Origin of the sequence: Bradyrhizobium sp. i1.15.2, from assembly GCF_040548425.1 — a bacterium.
GTDB classification, from domain to species: Bacteria; Pseudomonadota; Alphaproteobacteria; order Rhizobiales; family Xanthobacteraceae; genus Bradyrhizobium; species Bradyrhizobium canariense.
Map to the genome: position 1 here is coordinate 118,286 of NZ_JBEPRQ010000002.1, position 17,117 is coordinate 135,402.

At 64.7% G+C, this 17,117-nt stretch carries 17 protein-coding genes; 6 read left to right on the forward strand and 11 right to left on the reverse strand.

The features are described from left to right. Nucleotides 1–204: 204 nt before the first annotated feature. A complete protein-coding gene (gene prmC / locus ABIB80_RS05385; protein ID WP_007599161.1) occupies nucleotides 205–1,098 on the reverse strand; it encodes a peptide chain release factor N(5)-glutamine methyltransferase in 894 nt (297 codons plus the stop codon). Nucleotides 1,099–1,187: 89 nt separating this feature from the next. Between prmC and ABIB80_RS05390 the strand changes: the two genes are divergently transcribed. Then, nucleotides 1,188–1,607 (forward strand): HIT family protein, encoded by a 420-nt coding sequence (locus tag ABIB80_RS05390; protein ID WP_007599163.1) that lies wholly within the window; start codon nucleotides 1,188–1,190, stop codon nucleotides 1,605–1,607. On the opposite strand, the gene ABIB80_RS05395 is transcribed toward ABIB80_RS05390, so the two are convergent. The 4 genes from ABIB80_RS05395 to ABIB80_RS05410 form a co-directional block, all read right to left on the reverse strand. Then, nucleotides 1,604–2,302 carry an ABC transporter ATP-binding protein gene (locus ABIB80_RS05395; RefSeq protein ID WP_007599164.1) on the reverse strand — a complete coding sequence of 233 codons (699 nt, stop codon included), beginning with the start codon at nucleotides 2,300–2,302 and terminating at the stop codon, nucleotides 1,604–1,606. The genes ABIB80_RS05390 and ABIB80_RS05395 overlap by 4 nt on opposite strands. Then, entirely contained in the window at nucleotides 2,299–4,146 is a 1,848-nt protein-coding gene (locus ABIB80_RS05400; RefSeq protein WP_007599167.1) for a branched-chain amino acid ABC transporter ATP-binding protein/permease, read from the reverse strand. The genes ABIB80_RS05395 and ABIB80_RS05400 overlap by 4 nt, the downstream gene beginning before the upstream one ends. 11 nt (nucleotides 4,147–4,157) lie before the next feature. Further along, the gene (locus ABIB80_RS05405) at nucleotides 4,158–5,033 is read right to left on the reverse strand and encodes a branched-chain amino acid ABC transporter permease (protein ID WP_007599169.1); all 876 of its coding nucleotides are present in this window, start codon (nucleotides 5,031–5,033) and stop codon (nucleotides 4,158–4,160) included. A gap of 99 nt (nucleotides 5,034–5,132) precedes the next feature. Then, nucleotides 5,133–6,467: a substrate-binding protein gene (locus tag ABIB80_RS05410; protein WP_007599170.1), complete on the reverse strand. Its 1,335-nt coding sequence runs from the start codon at nucleotides 6,465–6,467 to the stop codon at nucleotides 5,133–5,135. A 251-nt stretch (nucleotides 6,468–6,718) separates the two neighbouring features. On the opposite strand from ABIB80_RS05410, the gene ABIB80_RS05415 reads away from it, so the two are divergent. Further along, nucleotides 6,719–7,336, forward strand: a complete 618-nt coding sequence (locus ABIB80_RS05415; RefSeq protein ID WP_245285964.1) for a hypothetical protein — start codon at nucleotides 6,719–6,721, stop codon at nucleotides 7,334–7,336. A 113-nt stretch (nucleotides 7,337–7,449) separates the two neighbouring features. Next, on the forward strand, nucleotides 7,450–7,932 hold the full coding sequence (locus tag ABIB80_RS05420; RefSeq protein WP_007599174.1) for a MarR family winged helix-turn-helix transcriptional regulator: 483 nt from the start codon (nucleotides 7,450–7,452) through the stop codon (nucleotides 7,930–7,932). Nucleotides 7,933–7,947: 15 nt separating this feature from the next. Here ABIB80_RS05420 and prfA read toward each other — a convergent pair whose 3' ends face one another. From prfA to ABIB80_RS05435, 3 genes are all read right to left on the reverse strand, one after another. Further along, nucleotides 7,948–9,033, reverse strand: coding sequence for a peptide chain release factor 1 (prfA, locus tag ABIB80_RS05425; protein ID WP_007599175.1), 1,086 nt, complete (start codon nucleotides 9,031–9,033; stop codon nucleotides 7,948–7,950). 57 nt (nucleotides 9,034–9,090) lie between these two features. Continuing rightward, complete coding sequence (gene ptsP / locus ABIB80_RS05430; RefSeq protein ID WP_007599176.1) at nucleotides 9,091–11,358, reverse strand: phosphoenolpyruvate--protein phosphotransferase; 2,268 nt, start codon at nucleotides 11,356–11,358, stop codon at nucleotides 9,091–9,093. A 269-nt stretch (nucleotides 11,359–11,627) separates the two neighbouring features. Then, complete coding sequence (locus ABIB80_RS05435; protein WP_035993939.1) at nucleotides 11,628–12,884, reverse strand: aspartate kinase; 1,257 nt, start codon at nucleotides 12,882–12,884, stop codon at nucleotides 11,628–11,630. 149 nt (nucleotides 12,885–13,033) lie between these two features. Here ABIB80_RS05435 and ABIB80_RS05440 point away from each other — a divergent pair, with 149 nt between their 5' ends. From ABIB80_RS05440 to ABIB80_RS05450, 3 genes are all read left to right on the forward strand, one after another. Continuing rightward, nucleotides 13,034–13,501 carry a PH domain-containing protein gene (locus tag ABIB80_RS05440; protein ID WP_007599178.1) on the forward strand — a complete coding sequence of 156 codons (468 nt, stop codon included), beginning with the start codon at nucleotides 13,034–13,036 and terminating at the stop codon, nucleotides 13,499–13,501. A 15-nt stretch (nucleotides 13,502–13,516) separates the two neighbouring features. Beyond that, nucleotides 13,517–14,290: a bifunctional 2-polyprenyl-6-hydroxyphenol methylase/3-demethylubiquinol 3-O-methyltransferase UbiG gene (gene ubiG, locus ABIB80_RS05445; protein WP_007599179.1), complete on the forward strand. Its 774-nt coding sequence runs from the start codon at nucleotides 13,517–13,519 to the stop codon at nucleotides 14,288–14,290. A 264-nt stretch (nucleotides 14,291–14,554) separates the two neighbouring features. Continuing rightward, nucleotides 14,555–15,454, forward strand: coding sequence for an EamA family transporter (locus ABIB80_RS05450; RefSeq protein WP_007599180.1), 900 nt, complete (start codon nucleotides 14,555–14,557; stop codon nucleotides 15,452–15,454). Here the strand turns inward: ABIB80_RS05450 and ABIB80_RS05455 are convergent. From ABIB80_RS05455 to grxC, 3 genes are read right to left on the reverse strand one after another with little or no spacing between them, the layout of a single operon-like run. Beyond that, nucleotides 15,451–15,936, reverse strand: a complete 486-nt coding sequence (locus ABIB80_RS05455) for a DUF1178 family protein (protein WP_007599181.1) — start codon at nucleotides 15,934–15,936, stop codon at nucleotides 15,451–15,453. The genes ABIB80_RS05450 and ABIB80_RS05455 overlap by 4 nt on opposite strands. Continuing rightward, entirely contained in the window at nucleotides 15,933–16,811 is an 879-nt protein-coding gene (locus ABIB80_RS05460; RefSeq protein ID WP_007599182.1) for a carbon-nitrogen hydrolase family protein, read from the reverse strand. Before ABIB80_RS05460 ends, ABIB80_RS05455 begins: the two co-directional genes overlap by 4 nt. Continuing rightward, complete coding sequence (gene grxC, locus ABIB80_RS05465) at nucleotides 16,808–17,083, reverse strand: glutaredoxin 3 (protein ID WP_035995401.1); 276 nt, start codon at nucleotides 17,081–17,083, stop codon at nucleotides 16,808–16,810. The genes ABIB80_RS05460 and grxC overlap by 4 nt, the downstream gene beginning before the upstream one ends. Nucleotides 17,084–17,117 lie beyond the last annotated feature (34 nt).

Here is a 17,117-nt window from a genome sequence, read left to right on the forward strand (position 1 = left end):
GTTCACGTTGCGGTCGGTAAGCAGCGCAGCTCAAATGGCCATCGCGCTCAACAGGACCTGCGGCTTGGAACCATTATCAGTAAGCTCTCGCCCGAGAGCCCGGCTTTCGCCCGTAGGTCTACGGGGCCGGCACCGATGTGTTGATCGGAAGGTAGTCGTTCCCAAGGGATATTCCAAGAGGTTTTTTGCAGCCCAATCCGGCTTTTATGGGGGCATTTTCCGGGCCGAAACCGCCCGGGGAATGCCCGCCAAATCGGCCTTGGGCGGCCTGTCCACGACTAACGCGGCAGCCGTCATCAAGGTTTCAATATTTCGGGCCTGGCCCTGTCCGGCCTCGACGATCAGTGCCCCGCCGGGGGCGAGACGTTCGCTCGCCTGCGGGATCAGGGCGCGATAGGCGTCGTAACCGTCATTGCCGCCGTCGAGCGCCAGATGCGGATCGTGCTCGCGCACCTCGATGCTCAGTTTCGGAATTTCCGCCGACGGGATGTAGGGCGGGTTCGACACGACGAGGTCGAACGGGCCGCGGAGCGCCGCTGCGTAGGAGCAGGCGACGAAGCTGGCGCGGTCGCCGAGGCCCAGAGCTGCGGCGTTGTCTCTTGCGGTCTTGAGCGCGGTCAGACTGAGATCGGTGCCGACCCCGAAGGCGCCGGGAATTTCGTGCAGCAGCGCGAGCAGGATGGCGCCGGATCCGGTGCCGATATCGGCGATGCGCATCTGATGGGAGGCTTGCCGCTCGCGAAAGATTTCGAGTGCCAGCTCGACGACGGTCTCGGTGTCCGGCCGCGGCACCAGGGTGGCCTCGGACAGCTGGAACGGCAGGCCCCAGAATTCCCGGGCGCCAAGAATGCGGGCGACCGGCTCATGCGCGAGCCGGCGTTGCGCATATGCTTCCAGCCGCGCAGCCTCTTCAGGTGCGAGTTGCCGGGCCGCCTGCGTCACCATGCCGGTCAGATCAAGCCTCAGCGCAGCCCCGACGAGCAGGCGCGCATCGAGGGCGGGCTGCTCGATGCCGGCCGATTGCAGCCGTGCCGTAAGCGCGCGCCGCGCACTCTCGATGCTATGTCCGGGATCGAAATCTGTCGCCAATGGAACCATCCTGCCTGGCATCGTGGATAGATCGGCTGGCTTGCTTGCGTCAACGGAAAGGAGCGCGTCAGATCCCGCCTCGCAATGAAGAAGGGTCCATGACGCCCTACGACGATCAGAACGTCTTCGCAAAGATCCTGCGCGGCGAGGTCCCCTGCTTCGAGGTTTTCCGGGACGACCACAGCCTCGCCTTCCTCGATATCATGCCGCGTTCGCCCGGGCACACGCTGGTCGTTCCCCGGGCGCCGGCCCGCGGCATCCTCGACATCGCGGATGACGACCTCGCCGCGGTCGCCCGAACCGCCAAGCGAATCGCGATTGCCGCGATGAAGGCGTTCGACGCCGAGGGCATCATCCTTCAGCAGTTCAGCGAGCCCGCCAGCGGCCAAGTGGTCTTTCACCTGCACATGCACGTCATGCCTGTCAGGGCCGGAATCGAGCTGCTGCCAGCGCAGACGCACAAGGAGGACACGACGGTGCTCGCCACTCACGCCAGGCGAATGATCGCCGCTCTCTAGACGCCGAGATAGCGCTGGAGCAGCTCCGGCTGGGCCTTGAGCTCCCGCGCCGGCCCCTCGTGCACGATATGTCCGTTGTTGATGATGTAGATCCGCGTCGCCAGCGCCAGCGTCGCCGCCAAATTCTGCTCGACCAGCACGATGGTCTGGCCGGCGGCCGCGAGCTCGCGGCAGGCCTTGACGAGATCGTGGACGATGACGGGTGCAAGCCCCTCGAACGGCTCGTCCAGCAGCACGATCTTGGGATCGCGCACCAGCGCCCGCGCGATAGCGAGCATCTGCTGTTCGCCGCCGGACAGCTCGGTGCCGCGGTTGCTGCGCCGCTCCTTTAGCCGCGGAAACATCTCGTAAATGCGGTCGAGCGGCCAGCGTTTCGGCGCAGTGATGCCGGCGAGCAGGATATTCTCTTCCACCGACAGGCTGCCGAAGATGCGGCGTTCCTCGTGCACGAGCTGCATGCCGGCCTGGGCGATTCTGTGGCTCTTTCGCCCGGCGATATCAATGCCGTCGAACTTCACGCTGCCGCTACGCGGCGTCAGGACGCCCATCAGGCTCTTCAGCGTCGTGCTCTTGCCGGCGCCGTTGCGGCCGAGCAGCGCCACCACCTCATGACGCTCGACCCGCATGGCGACGTCGAACAGGATGTGGGAGTCCCCGTAATAGCTGTTCAGGCCGTTGACCTCGATCAGGCTCATGCGGCGATCTCTCCGTGAACTCCGCCGAGATAGGCTTCCTGCACGGCAGCGTTGGCCTTGATTTCCTCCGGCGTGCCGTCAAGTAGCACCTTGCCTTCCTGGAGCACTGTCACGCGCTCGACCAGCTCGAACAGCGAATCCATGTCGTGGTCGATGATGATCATGGTGCGCCCGCGCGCGATCGATTTGAGCAGCTTGACGGTCTCGACGCGCTCGCGTGGGCTCATGCCCGCAAGCGGTTCGTCGAGCAGCAGCAGGCGCGGCGAGGTGGCGAGCGCGAGTCCGATTTCCAGTCTGCGCTTCTCGCCATAGGCGAGCTCGGATACCGGCGTATCGGCACGGCGGCTCAAATTGACGAGGGCAAGCGTGTGCTCCACCTGCTCGGTCAGGCCCTTGACGCTGGAGAGCTTGCGGAACAGGTCGAGCCGGAATTTTCCACGCAGCTCGGCCAGCGCGGCGATCGTCAGGTTCTGCCGCACCGTCAACCCGGTGAAGAGCTGGTTGACCTGGTAGCTCTTGGTGAGGCCGAGCTGGCAGACCTCGGTGATCTTTAATCCCGTGATGTCGCGCCCCTCGAACACGATCTGGCCGGAGCTCGGCGCGATCTCGCAGGTCAGCATTTTGAAGAAGGTCGATTTGCCGGCGCCGTTGGGGCCGATAATCCCGCGCAGCTCGCCCTGATTGACGCTGAAATCGATGTCGCTGTTGGCGACGAGGCCGCCATAGCGTTTGGTCAGGCCGGTGGCCTTCAGGATCGGCCCGGAATAGGCGGGATGCTCGACTTCCTTGGCCTGCATCGGAGCCGGTGGGGGTTGCAGCGCGGCCGCGGCGTCAGCGGCCTCCTGGTCCATCTCCGCGTCCGTCTGCTTTCGCTTTCCCGAGACGAGGCGGTAGAGATCGGCAAGACCGCCGATGATGCCGCCGCGCAGGAAGCAGACCAGCAGCACGAACACGACGCCGAGCACCAGCTTCCAGGCCGCGCCGAGGCCGAGCGCCGACTGGAGGAAGTCCTGAAGGAAGAGCCAAACGGTTGCGCCGACCAGCGGTCCGAACAACGTTCCCCTGCCGCCGATGGCCGTCTGCATCACGAGCTGGCCCGAGGTGTCGAAGGTGAAGGCGTCGGGCGGCATGAAAGCCTGGAGCACGCCGAGCAGGCCGCCGGCGAAGCCCGCATAAGCGGCTGCGATCACGAAGGCGGTCAGCTTGTAGCCATGGATGTTGTGGCCGACGGCCGTGGCGCGCAGCGGATTGTCGCGGATCGCACTCAGAATCGCGCCGACCGGCGAGCGCACGATCCTGAGGGCGATGACGACGCCGACGAAGTAGCACAGCGCGATGAACTGATAGAGCGACCAGCCATTGGTGAAGTGGATGGAGGTGAAGCCGAGATCGAAGCTCGGCGTCGGCACGCCGGGCAGGCCGTTTTCGCCGCCGGTGAAATCGGAAAGCGGATTGAACTCGACGAAGAAGAACACTTCCGCGATCGCCACGGTGATCATCGCGAAGTAGATGCCGGTGCGGCGCAACGCGATCAGGCCGATCAGATAGCCGGTCGCGGCGGCCGCGATCATGCCGATGACCAGCGCACCCAGCACGTTGCCGAAGCCCGCGCGCGTCAGCAGGTAGGCGGCGACGAAGCCGCCGGTGCCGTAGAAGGCGGACTGGCCGAACGAGAGCAGGCCGGTGAAACCGAACAGGATGTCGAAGCCGAGCCCGAACAGGCCCCAGACCAGGATCCTGTTCACGGTGTTCGGCGCGAAGCCGAGATGAGGCAGCACGAAGGGGGCTGCGATCAGGCCGATCGCAGTCAGGGCTTCGATCAGAAACGGGCGTTGCTTGAGCATCAGGTGATCGCTTACTCGCGGCCCTGGACGCCGAGCAGGCCATGCGGTCGTACCACGAGTACGAGCGTCATCGCCGCAAACAGCATCACATAGGCGTAGCCGGGGTTGAACATGGAGGTGACGCTGATGATCTCGCCGGCGATCAGGCCGCCGAGAATCGCGCCGGGGAACGAGCCGACGCCGCCGATCACGACCACCACGAAGGTCTGGACCAGGATGTCGTCACCGATGCCCGGTGTCAGCGACACCACCGGCGCGTTGACGATGCCGGCAAAGCCGGCGGCCATCGCGCCGATGCCGAACACCACCATGAAGACGCGGTAGACGTTGATGCCGAGCGAATCGACCATCACCGAATCCTCGATGCCGGCGCGCACAATCATGCCCAGCCGGGTCCGGTAGAGGACGATGAACAGTGCGCCGAGCGCGACCGCGACGATGCCGACGACGGCCAGGCGGTAGGTCGGATAGAACATGAAGCCGAGATTGGTGATGCCCTGGAATAGCGCCGGCGGCGGCACCAGCTGCGACTGGCTCGAGAAGATCAGGCGCACGAGCTCGACGAAACAGATGCCGAGCCCGAAGGTCACGAGCAGCTGATCCTCGTGCGGACGATGATAGAAATGGCGGATGATGACGCGTTCCATGAGAACGCCGAGCAGCATCACGAACAGCGAGCCCGCGATCACCGCAAGGATGAACGATTCCGTGTACTGATAAGCGACGAAGCCGGCATAGCCGCCGATCATGAACATCGCGCCGTGCGCGAGGTTGAGCACGCCGAGCGTGCCGTAAATGATGGTCAGGCCGGAGCTGATCAGCGCGAGCAGAGCGCCGAGCGCGAGCCCGTTGAAAAGCTGTGAAACGAGGTTGGGCCAACTTATCATGCGACAATCGCTGTTGTGGCGCGCGAGGGTGCGCGTCCAAAAAGGGTGACGCCGCAGGACCGGAGTGCAGTCCGCGGCGTCACAGGAATTAGCGAGGTCTCAGCTGTAGTCGCCGAGATGGCAGCCGAAGGCGTCGGGCTTCTGCATCAGGCCCTCACCGGGGACAATCTCGACGACATCGTACCAGTCTTCCTTGTTCTTCATGTCCTTTTGCTGCTTGCCCTTGACGATGATCACCGGGCGAACGCACTGATGGTCCTCGGGACGGTAATGCACGTCGCCGACGAGAGAGGGGATCGTCTCGCCTTTCTCGTAGGCCTTGATCACGTCGGGCGGACTGAAGCTGCCGGCCTGCTCGCACATGTGCGCCCAATGCGCGAAGCTGACATAGGCGTTCTCCGCGCCCCATTCGGGCTTGTAGCCGTACTTCTTCTCGAAGGCTTCGTTGAACATCTTGGCCAGCGGGAATTTGTCTTCGATGGTCCACCAATAGTCGGTGGCGGCGTAGACGCCTTGCATCAGGCCGCCGGTCTCGCGCGCGATGAAAGGCACCTGGTACGGCACGACCAGCTTCATCTTGTCGAGCACGCCGAACTGCTTGGCTTGCTGGGTCGACAGCACGGCGTCGTGACCCCAGTTGACGTTGATGAGCACGTCGGCGCCGGAATTCGCGACGTTCAGCAGGTACGAGGAGTAGTCGGGGGCGCCGAGCGGGGCGACCTGGTTGGTCACGGTGGTCCAGCCGGCCGTCGCGAGGAAGTCCTGCATCGACTTGGTAACCGTGTGGCCGTAGGTGTAGTCGGGCGTCAGATACGCCGCCTTCTTGCCCTTGCCGAACTCGCGTACCATCACCGGGCCGATCGCTGCAGCCGCAGTCTGGCCGTAGAAGTTCTGCCGGAAGCCGTAGCGGACGCAATCCTTGCCAGTGGTGTCGTTCGAGCCGGAAATGCCGCATACGAAAATCACATGTTCGCGCTGGGCGAGCTTGTTCAGCGCCACCGCAACGGCGCTCGACGTGCCGCCGGTGATCATGATCGCCTTGTTCTCGCTGATGAAGCGCTGCTGCGCCTGCACCGCCTCGTTCGGCTTGGCCGCGGAATCGGCGACGCCGAACTTCAGCTCCTTGCCGAGTACGCCCTTGCTGGTCTTGGGCGAGATCTTCTTGATCAGCTCATGGCCTTCATTGATGTGCTCGATCGCGAGCTGGTAGCCCTTGAGCTCGTCTTCACCCTGCACGGCATAGGTGCCGGTGCGCGGCACCGAGATGCCGATGAAGGCGGTGGAGCCCGAAACCCCCGCGGGGTAGGAGCCGATCGCCGGCTTGTCCTCGGCAAACGCCGGCATTCCCGGCAGTACCGCGCCGCCGATGAGGCCCGCGGTGGTCTGAAGCAGGCCACGGCGCGAGAGGCCGCGGCGGACGAGATTGTCAGTCATGATCGTTTCCTCCGAACATCGTTGTTGTTTGCAGGCAAAGCACGACCTGTCCGGCGGCGGCCGGCCTCGAGGGCCTGCCCGCGCCGGGCACGTCACATCCGCGTGTAGCTCCTGGGCGCAAGCATTGCTTGTGAACGCCTTCTGTCAATTTCGTCTTTGGTCGAACGCCGAAAATTATCTCGTGAAAACATATCGTATCACGATATATATTAGCCTTTGTGAGTACGAGGCTGGCGGGTTCGGCGAGAAAAATGGCGCGGCAGACGACAGTGGCGGGTACCCGGAAGCGACGGTCATGGCCGCAAGGTGCGGGGCGGCAGGAGGCGGCGTGGCCGGTGGAAGAGGCGAACGGGCAGCGGGCGACACCGCAATCCGGCGATGCGTCGCGCATGCCGGATCCGCGTAATTGGCCGGCCGGCCGGCGCGGGCCCGCCGTCGGCCCCGCTCAGGCGAAGCGCGCACCCGGTCCGATGCAGAAGCTGAGCGTGCGCGCCCAGAACGTCCTCAAGGAGCTCGCGGTCGAGCTCACTGCCGAGCAGCCGCCGAAGGGGAATTGGTCGCCCTCGCGCGAGTTGCTGCTTGCGCTGACGGCCGAACGCCTCGCGACCGCGCGCAATTGCGGTCCTCACACGATGAGGGAAATCATCGACTGGGCGCAGGGCTGTGGCGTGACGATCAAGCCGGTGATCCCGCCCGGAGGCTCGCTGTCGCAGATGTGGGCGGAGTTGATTGGCAATGCATCCGCGGGTGCCTTGACCAGCGCCGAGATTGCCGGCGCGCTGCAGCGCTCGATCCGGCGGAAAAGCGTCCGCATCCCGATCGCGTTCCAGGTCATCCTGGTGAAGATCCTGCTGTCCAGCTTCGAATAGATCGACGGATAGCTGTGTATCCGGAGTTCCCGCTGGTTGGTCCCGGCGCCGCTGCTTGCTACTTTTGGCTGGGCTGCCCGCGTTGCCGAGTGGCAAGAACGGAGGGGCACGGCATGGTTCAGGCGAAGAAGGCGCAACGGTCGACGGCGGCGATACCTGCGCGGGCTTCACGCCGCCGCACGATGCGCGACTCCGACTATGCTGGGCTGGCGCAGTTCCGCTACCAGATCCGAAGCTTTCTGGCGTTCAGCGAGGCAGCCGCAGCACAGCAGGGATTGACGCCGACGCAACATCAGGCGCTGCTTGGGATCAAGGGCTTCGTGCGTCCGGGTCCCGCGAGCATCGGTGATGTCGCGCGGTTTCTGCTGATCCGGCATCACTCCGCCGTGGAACTGATCAACCGCCTCGCGAAGCTTGGGCTGGTCAGCCGCATTGCCGACCCTGAAGACGCCAGACGCGTTCATCTCAAGCTGACGAAAAAGGGTGAGCAGAAGCTCCAGGCGCTCTCGCGCAAGAACCTCGAGGAGCTCCGCCGCGCCGCGAGCCCGGCATTGAGCCGGCTCCTGAAGTCGTTCCGCGCCTCCAGCGGGGCTTGACGCGACGTCAGATCCTCACGCCGCCGCGCCCTGGGCGGCGAGCTGCGCAGCCTGATGCTCGGTGGTGAGCGCGTCGGTCAGTTCGCCCAGCGCTTCGCCCGCCATCACCTGCGGCAGCTTGTAGAGCGTCAAATTGATGCGGTGATCGGTGACGCGTCCTTGCGGAAAATTGTAAGTGCGGATGCGCTCGCTGCGATCGCCGGAGCCGACCTTCTCCTTGCGCTCGGCCGAGCGCGCCGCGTCGAGGCGTTGCTGCTCGGCGTCGTAAATGCGCGAACGCAGGATGTTCATGGCAGAAGCGCGATTCTTGTGCTGCGAGCGGCTGTCCTGCATCATCACCACGATGCCGGTCGGGATGTGGGTGATGCGGATCGCCGATTCGGTCTTGTTGACGTGCTGGCCGCCGGCGCCCCCGGCGCGCATGGTCTCGATACGCAAATCATCGTTCCGGATCTCGACATCGACCTCCTCGACCTCGGGCATTACGGCGACCGTGGCGGCGGATGTGTGGATGCGCCCCTGCGTCTCGGTGTCCGGCACGCGCTGCACCCGGTGCACGCCGGACTCGAACTTCAGCTTCGAGAACGCGCCGCGGCCCTGCACCTCGGCGATGATTTCCTTGTAGCCGCCGACGCTGCCTTCGCTCGCCGAGATCACCTCGACCTTCCAGCCCTGCAGGGCCGCGAAGCGCTCGTACATCCGGAACAAATCTCCGGCGAACAGCGAAGCCTCGTCGCCGCCGGTGCCGGCGCGGATTTCCAGCACCACGTTGCGGTCGTCCATGGCGTCCTTCGGCAGCAGCGCGACGCGGATTTTCTGGACCAGATCCTCGATCTTCGGCGTCAGCTCGTCGCGCTCGGCTTCCGCCATGGCGCGCATCTCGGCATCGGTCGCGGGATCGGCGATCAGCGCCTCGGTGTCGGCGAGCTCCTTGACGGCCGAACGATAGGTTTTGACCGCTTCGATCAATGGCGTGAGCTCGGCGAGCTCACGCGTGATCTGCACATAGCGTTCGGAGGCGAGCTGACCGAGCGATTCGGCTTCGAGCGAGGCGTGATGCGCGAGCAGGACGTCCAGTTTGGCTTCGGGGAGTGACGACATCGGTTCAGTCTCAAAATGCGGGAAAGGGCGAGGCGGCAGGAAGGGGCGACAGGCCCGCTACAACGCCAGGCCTTCAGCCTCGGCAAATTCCGTCAGCTTCTGCCGGATCGAGACGCTGCCGGCGGGCGCGTCCAGCAACGGGCCGAGCATCGCTTCGGCCTTCTTGGCGTCGAGATCGATCACCATCGCCTTGACCGGGCCGAGCGCGGTGGCCGAGAGCGACAGCGAGCGATAGCCCATCGCGATCAGGGCCAGTGCGCCGATCGGCTTCGAGGCCATCTCGCCGCAGAGTGACAGCGATTTCTTCGCCTCCTGCGACTTGCGCGCGATGTCGCGCAGCGCACGCAGGATCGGCGCCGACATGGTGTCGAAGCGTTCGGAGACCTTTGCATTGCCGCGGTCGACCGCGAACAGGAACTGGAACAGATCGTTGGAGCCGACCGAGATGAAGTCGACCTTCTTGAGAAGCTCGTCGAGCTGATAGAGCAGCGCCGGCACCTCGACCATGGTGCCGATGTCGATCCGCTCCGGCAGTGTGTGGCCGTGCTGGCGCAGATAGGTCAGCTCGCGTTCGACCAGCGCCTTCGCCGAATCGAATTCACCCACCTCCGAGATCATCGGGAACATGATGCGCAACGCGCGGCCGCCGCCGGCGCGCAGCAGGGCGCGGATCTGGCCGCGCAACAGCCCGGGACGGTCGAGCCCGAGCCGGATCGCGCGCCATCCGAGCGCGGGATTCTCCTCGATCACCGCCTCCATGTAAGGCAGCGCCTTGTCGCCGCCGATGTCGAGGGTGCGGAAGGTGACGGGCTTGGTGCCGGCGGCATCCAGCACGGTGCGATAGAGCGCGAGCTGGTCGCTGGTGCGCGGCAGGCTCTGGCCGACCATGAATTGCAGCTCGGTGCGGAACAGGCCGATGCCGGCGCTGCCGGTATCTTCGATATGCGGCAGGTCGATCGCGAGACCCGCATTGATCATCAGCTCGACCTTCTGGCCGTCTTTGGTGACGCAGGGCAGGTCGCGCAGCGCCAGATACTGCGCCTGGCGGCGGGCGCGGAAGCGCACGCGCTCCGCGAAGGCCGCTTCGACCTCCTGCGATGGGCGCACATAGATCATGCCGGAGGTACCGTCGACGATGACGGCGTCGCCGGGATCGGCGATCCCAGGCGCGTTCGGGACCTCACCGACCGCGGGAATGCCGAGCGCGCGCGCCACGATCGAGACGTGGGAATTGGCGGTGCCTTCCTCCAATATGATGCCGCGCAGGCGCTTGCGGTCGTAGTCGAGCAGCGCCGCCGGGCCCATCGCGCGGGCGATGACGATGGCATTGTCGGGCAATTGTTCGCGTGACGGCGCGTGATCCTGGCCGACCAGTTGCCGCATCAGGCGATAGCCGAGATCCTCGAGATCATGCAGCCGGTCGCGTAAATAGGGATCGGTCGAGCGCAGCATGCGCGCGCGGGTGTCGGATTGCACACGCTCGACGGCGGCTTCCGCCGTCAGGCCGGTGGCGACCGCCTCGTGCAGCTTGTGCGACCAGCCCTGGTCGTTGGCGAACATGCGGTAGGCTTCCAGCACCTCGCGATGCTCGCCGCCTTCCGCGACGTCGCCGCGCTCCAGCATGCGATCGAGATCGGCGCGCAGCTTGGCGAGCGCGGTGTCGAGCCGCTTGATCTCCTTCGGCAGGTCCTCGGCGATGTAGTCCTTGATGACGACGCGCGGCTCGTGCAGCACGACGTGGCCGAGCGCGATGCCTTCCGACAGGATGGCGCCGACCTTCTGCGCCGAATGGCGCGCGGCGGGCTCATGGCCCGGCTGGGCCAGCGCGGACAGCTCGCCGGAGGCGATCAGCTCCGCCAGCACCATCGCCGTGGTCTGAAGCGCCTCGAGTTCCTCCTCGACATAGTTGCGCTTGGCGCGGTTCTGCACCACCAGCACGCCGAGCGTGTTGCCGGCGCGCAGGATCGGCACGCCGAGGAAGGAGTGGTAGATCTCTTCGCCGGTCTCCGGGCGGAACGAGAAGGCCGGATGGCTCTGCGCGTCGTTCAAGTTGAGAGGGGTTGCCTCGCTGGCGACCAGGCCGACAAGGCCCTCATGGGCGCTGAGCACGGTGTGATGCACGGCCTCGCGGTTGAGGCCTTCGGTGGCATAGAGCTCGAGCGTGTTGTCGACGCGCAGCACATAGACCGAGCACACCTCGGCCACCATGTTGGCGGCGATCAGCACCACGATCTTGTCCAGCCGCTCCTGGGCCGAGACCTGCTCCGCCATGGTTTCGCGGAGCCGTCTCAACAAGACGCGGGGACCTCCCGACGCGCTCCGCATGAACCGTCAATCTCCTTCGTCAGCCGGGGCCGAAAGGGCCCGCGGCGGCTCGCCCAGAAATCCAGAAAAACAACAAATTTGCTCGTCCGGCGCCGGCCCCGGCGGTTGCCTGGGCCGAATCAGCACCGCCTCAACTGGGGCACAGTTTCTGGCAGCCCACCCTGTTCGCCGTATAGCGAATTGGGGCTTGTTTTGCCAAGCAAAACGCCTGCCAAACGCGAAAGTGTGGAGACCTCAGCGTTTGCTGCGACCGCTAAGAGAAAATTAGCCTACGCCTGATCGAGACCGTAGAGCGTGTGCAGCGTGCGCACCGCAAGCTCGGTATAGGCGGTGTCGATCAGAACCGAGAACTTGATCTCGGAGGTTGTAATGGCCCGGATGTTGATATTCCGTCCTGCGAGGGCCGAGAACGCCTGGGCGGCGACGCCGGCATGGCTGCGCATTCCGCTGCCGATCACCGAGATCTTGGCAACGTCGGTCGCGGTGTCGAGCCGGGCGTAATTGATCTGGCTCTTGGCCGCGGTGATGGTCTCCTTGGCCCTGGTATAGTCGGCGGCCGGGACCGTGAAGGTGAGATCGGTGGTCTTGCCGTCTTCGGAGACGTTCTGCACGATCATGTCGACGTTGATGTTGGCCTCCGCGAGCGGGCCGAAGATCGACGCCGCCACGCCGGGTTTGTCCTCGATCTGGCGTACCGAGATCTGGGCCTCGTCCTTCGAAAAGGCGATGCCGGTGACGACGTGGCTTTCCATGATCTCCTCCTCGCTGCAGATCAGCGTGCCGGGCGGCTGGTTGGCATGCGGGTCGATATCCTCGGGCTTGTCGAAGCTCGAGCGGACGAAAATCGGCATGTTGTGGACCATGCCGAGTTCCACTGAGCGGACCTGGAGCACCTTGGCGCCCTGGGAGGCCAGCTCCAGCATGTCTTCGAACGCGATCTTGTCGAGCCGGCGCGCCTTCGGCACGATTCGCGGATCGGTTGTGTAGACACCGTCGACGTCGGTGTAGATGTCGCAGCGGTCCGCCTTGACGGCGGCGGCGATTGCCACGGCCGAGGTGTCGGAGCCGCCGCGGCCGAGCGTGGTGATGCGGTTGGTCTCGGGGTTGATGCCCTGAAAGCCGGCGATCACGGCGACTTCCTTGCGCTCCCTGAAGCGCTTGATGATCTCGCTGCCGTCGATGCCCTCGATCCGGGCCGAAGCATGGGCGTCGCTGGTCGTGATCGGGATCTGCCAGCCCTGCCAGGAGCGGGCCTGGATACCCATGCCCTGAAGCACGATGGCAAGCAGGCCGGACGTCACCTGTTCGCCCGAGGCGACCACGGCGTCGTATTCGCGTGCGTCGTGCATCGGCGAGGCCTCGGTGCACCAGGCCACCAGCTCGTTGGTTTTACCGGACATCGCCGAGACGACCACGGCCACTTCATGGCCGGCGTCGACCTCACGCTTCACATGGCGTGCGACGTTGCGGATACGTTCGATGTTGGCGACGGATGTGCCGCCGAATTTCATCACGAGGCGGCTCATGACGACGCGTGCATTCCCTCATAAGGATAAGTATGGTGACCCGCGCTGGACGGGTGCCTGCGATACCGACCGCGCGTATACAGAGGGGCGGGGCCGGGGGCAAGCAGGTTCCTGCGCGGGCCAATCCGGGCAATGGGTTATTCGAGGTCATGGCGCGTTACATCGACGAGATCCTGCAACCGGGCGAGCGGGTGCTGTATTCGACCAATGCGCACTGGATCTTCTATTTTCCGGCGATCCTGGCCTGGATCGTGGCGCTGGTCCTGTTCGTCCTGTCCCGGCAAACCATCGTCGAGGGGCTCGTCCTGCTCTGTCTGGTCGCGGCCGGCCTAGTGGCTCTGGCGGCGCTGTACTGGACCGTGAAGGGCTGGTTCCATCGCTTTACCACCGAGACCGACGTGACCAATTTGCGGGTCGTGCACAAGACCGGCTTCATCAAGCGCCGCACCTTCGAGATGGCGCTGGATAAGGTCGAGAGCGTCGATGTGAATCAGACCATTCTCGGACGTATTCTCAACTATGGCGACGTCACCATCAATGGCGTGGGGGAAGGTCGCGAAACCATCCGGACCATCGCCTCGCCGCTCGCCTTCCGCAGTTCGATCACCACGCGGTAGGACCGCGCGCAACCCATGAGCATGCAGCAAAATACTTCCGCTACCGCAAGCCCGCAGCCGGGCTCGACCGTCGACGCCGCCGAGATCGCGAAATTCTCAAAACTTTCGGCCGAGTGGTGGGACCCCAACGGCAAGATGGCGCCGCTGCACCGGATCAACCCGCTGCGGCTCGGCTACATCCGCGATGCCGCCTGCCGCAAGTTCGAGCGCAATTTGCGCAGCCTCAACTGCCTCGGCGGTCTGCGCGTGCTCGATATCGGCTGCGGCGCCGGCCTGCTCTGCGAGCCGCTGTCGCGCCTGGGTGCGCAGGTCATCGGCGTCGATCCGTCGGTCAGCAACATCGCGGCCGCGAAGCTGCATGCCGACAAGGCGCATCTCGCGATCGACTATCGCTGCACCACGGTTGAGGAGATCGACCCGCGCGAGCGCTTTGACATCGTGCTGGCGATGGAGGTGGTCGAGCACGTCGTCGACGTCGGCGTTTTCCTGAAGCGCTGCGCCGCGATGCTGAAGCCGAACGGGTTGATGGTGGTCTCGACGCTGAACCGGAACTGGAAGAGTTTTGCGCTCGCCATCGTCGGCGCCGAATATGTGCTGCGATGGCTGCCGCGCGGCACCCACGAGTGGAACAAATTCGTCACCCCCGACGAACTGACGAAATACCTGCTCGACAACCGCCTGGTCATCACCGAGCAGACCGGCGTCGTCTACTCACCCTTCGCCGACAAATGGACCCTCTCGTCAGACATGGACGTGAACTACATGGTGGTGGCGGAAGGCATGGTGTGAGGCGTTGCTGCTTCCAAACATTCGGCGTCGTCCTGGCGAAAGCCAGGACCCATTACCCCTGGGAGAAGTTGTGGCGCGAGACAGATAATCTCGAGTCTTCGCCAAACCACTCCCAGGGGTAATGGGTCCTGGATCTGCGCTTCGCTTGTCCAGGACGACGATGAATTTGGCGATAGCATCGCTCCCATGACGTTCGTGTGGTTGACCCATTGAACAGCTAGCGGCAGGTTGGCCGCAATCATTGGCCCTCCCACCCATTTCCCCATGTTCACCATCGCCAGCCTCTGGATTCCCTTCACCGTCATTGCCGCGCTCGGCCAGGTCGCGCGCAATGCGATGCAGCGGTCACTGACAAAGCCGCTGGGGACTTGGGGCGCGACCAATATCCGCTTCCTATTCGGCTTTCCGTTCTCGCTCCTGTTCCTGGCAGTGGTGCTGGTTGCCACCGGCGATCATCTCGGCATGCCGCCCGGTGTGTTCTGGCCGTGGCTGCTGCTCGGCGCGCTCAGCCAGATCGTCGCGACCGGCCTGATGCTGCTCGCCATGAACGACCGCTCCTTCGTGGTGACGACGGCCTATCTGAAAACCGAGGCGATCCAGACCGCCATCTTCGGCTTCGTCTTCCTCGGCGATCATCTGACATGGCTCAAGGTGCTGGCGATCGTGATCGCGACAATCGGCGTCGTCATCACCGCGCTACGGCCCGGTGGCGAGAAGAGTTTTGCCGAATTGAAGCCGACCATCACCGGTCTCGTCGCGGCGGCGGCGTTCGCGTTGTCAGCGGTCGGCTTCCGCGGCGCCATCATCAACGTGCCTGATGTCTCGTTCGTGACGGCGGCATCGTTCACGCTGGTGCTCGGCCTGTTCGTGCAGACGTTGATCCTGACGATCTATCTGCTCTGGCGCGCGCCAAAGGTGCTTCAGGGCATCCTCTCAATGTGGCGGCCCTCAATGCTGGCCGGCTTCACCGGCGCCTTCGCCTCGCAGTTCTGGTTCCTGGCGTTCGCGCTGACGGCCGCCGCCAATGTCCGCACGCTGGCCTTGATCGAGGTGCTGTTCGCGCAAGGCGTGGCCTATTACTCGTTCAAGCAGCCGATCGCGCCGCGCGAAATTATCGGCATCGCGCTGATCGTGCTCGGCGTGGCGGTGCTGGTGGGAGTCTAATTCCGGTCTTCCGGCAGCGTCGGCAGCGGCGACACCTCGATGCCTTCGTCGATCAGCGACTTGGCCTCGTCGGGCGAGGCTTCGCCGTAGATCGGACGGTGCTCCTTGTCGCCGTAATGCATCGCGCGGGCTTCATTGGCGAATCGCTCACCGACATTGTCGGCGTTCTTCACGATGTGATCGCGCAGCTCTTTGAGCTTGGCGCGCAGCTCGCGCTCCTGCGCCATCAACAGCGAGGTCGGTGCGGATTGCGCAGCCTCGGGCGCGGTCGTCGTGGCGGTGGGCTCAGGCGGCGGCGTGGCGCGTCCGCGGCCCTTCTTGCCGACGATGCGCGGCGCCATGATCGCCTTGTCGACCTTGGCCGAGCCGCAGATCGGACAAGTCACGAGCTTGCGCTTCACCTGAGAATCGTACGCGGCCGAGCTCTGGAACCAACTCTCGAAGTCGTGGCTCCGGTCGCAGCGGAGCGCGTAGCGGATCATGCCGATCCCCGCACCAGATGCAGGTGGTCCGGCCCGGCCTTGGGGTCGGCGACGCCGAAGCGGCGGCCGTGCTGGAGCGAGGGGATCGCGCGGCGCGCGGTCTCGACCTTGGCCGGATCGATTTGTGCCATGATGATGCCGGGCTCGACATCGCCTTCGGCGAGGATCTCGCCCCAGGGATCGATGATCAGCGAATGGCCATAGGTCTCCCGCTTGTTCTCATGCAGCCCTGCCTGCGCCGCGGCGAAGATGAAGCAACCGGTCTCGATCGCGCGCGCACGCAACAGCACGTGCCAATGCGCTTCACCGGTCTTGCGGGTGAAGGCCGAGGGCACCGTGATGAAGTACGCGCCGCTTTCGGCCAGCGCGCGGTAGAGCGCGGGGAAGCGGACATCGTAGCAAATCGTCAGCCCGACGCGGCCCCAGGGCAGGTCGGAGATCACGGCCGTCTCGCCCGGCTGGTAATTGGCGGATTCGCGATAGCTCTCGCCGTCAGGGAGCTCGATGTCGAACATGTGGATCTTGTCGTAGCTCGCGAGCACATTGCCCTCGGGCCCGATCAGGAACGAGCGGTTGACCGCTTTTTCGTCCGAAAAGCGCAGCGCCAGCGAGCCGACATGGATGTGGATCTTCAGTTCGGCCGCGAGCGCCCGGTACGCCCTCAGCGAGTTGTCGTCGTCTTGGCTCTGGAGGTGCTCGAACAGGGCCTTGCGGTTGAGCTGCATCATATTGCTGACTTCGGGCGTCTGCACGTAGTCGGCGCCATTGGCCGCAGCCTGGCGGATCAGCCTGGTGGCCTGCGCGAGGCTTGGCTCGGGCATCAGGCCGGTGCGCATCTGCACCATCGCTGCCGTGAAGGTCCTGTTGTCGCTCATGACTCCGCCTTGACGCTTTCGAGCATGGCGTCGAGCTTGCCTTCACGATCGAGCGCGTAGAGTTCGTCGCAGCCTCCGACATGGGTTCCGCCGATCCAGATCTGCGGGAAGGTCGAGCCCTCGCCGGAGCGATCGTACATCTCCTGGCGCCAGGACGGGTTCTTGGCGATATCCAACTCCGTGAACGTCGCCTTCTTGCGGGTCAGCAGCGACTTGGCGGCGGAACAATAGCCGCAGCCCGGCCTGGTGTAGATCTCGACAGCAGCGGTCATCTTGTCTGGCGCTTTCATGTCATGAATTCATTGA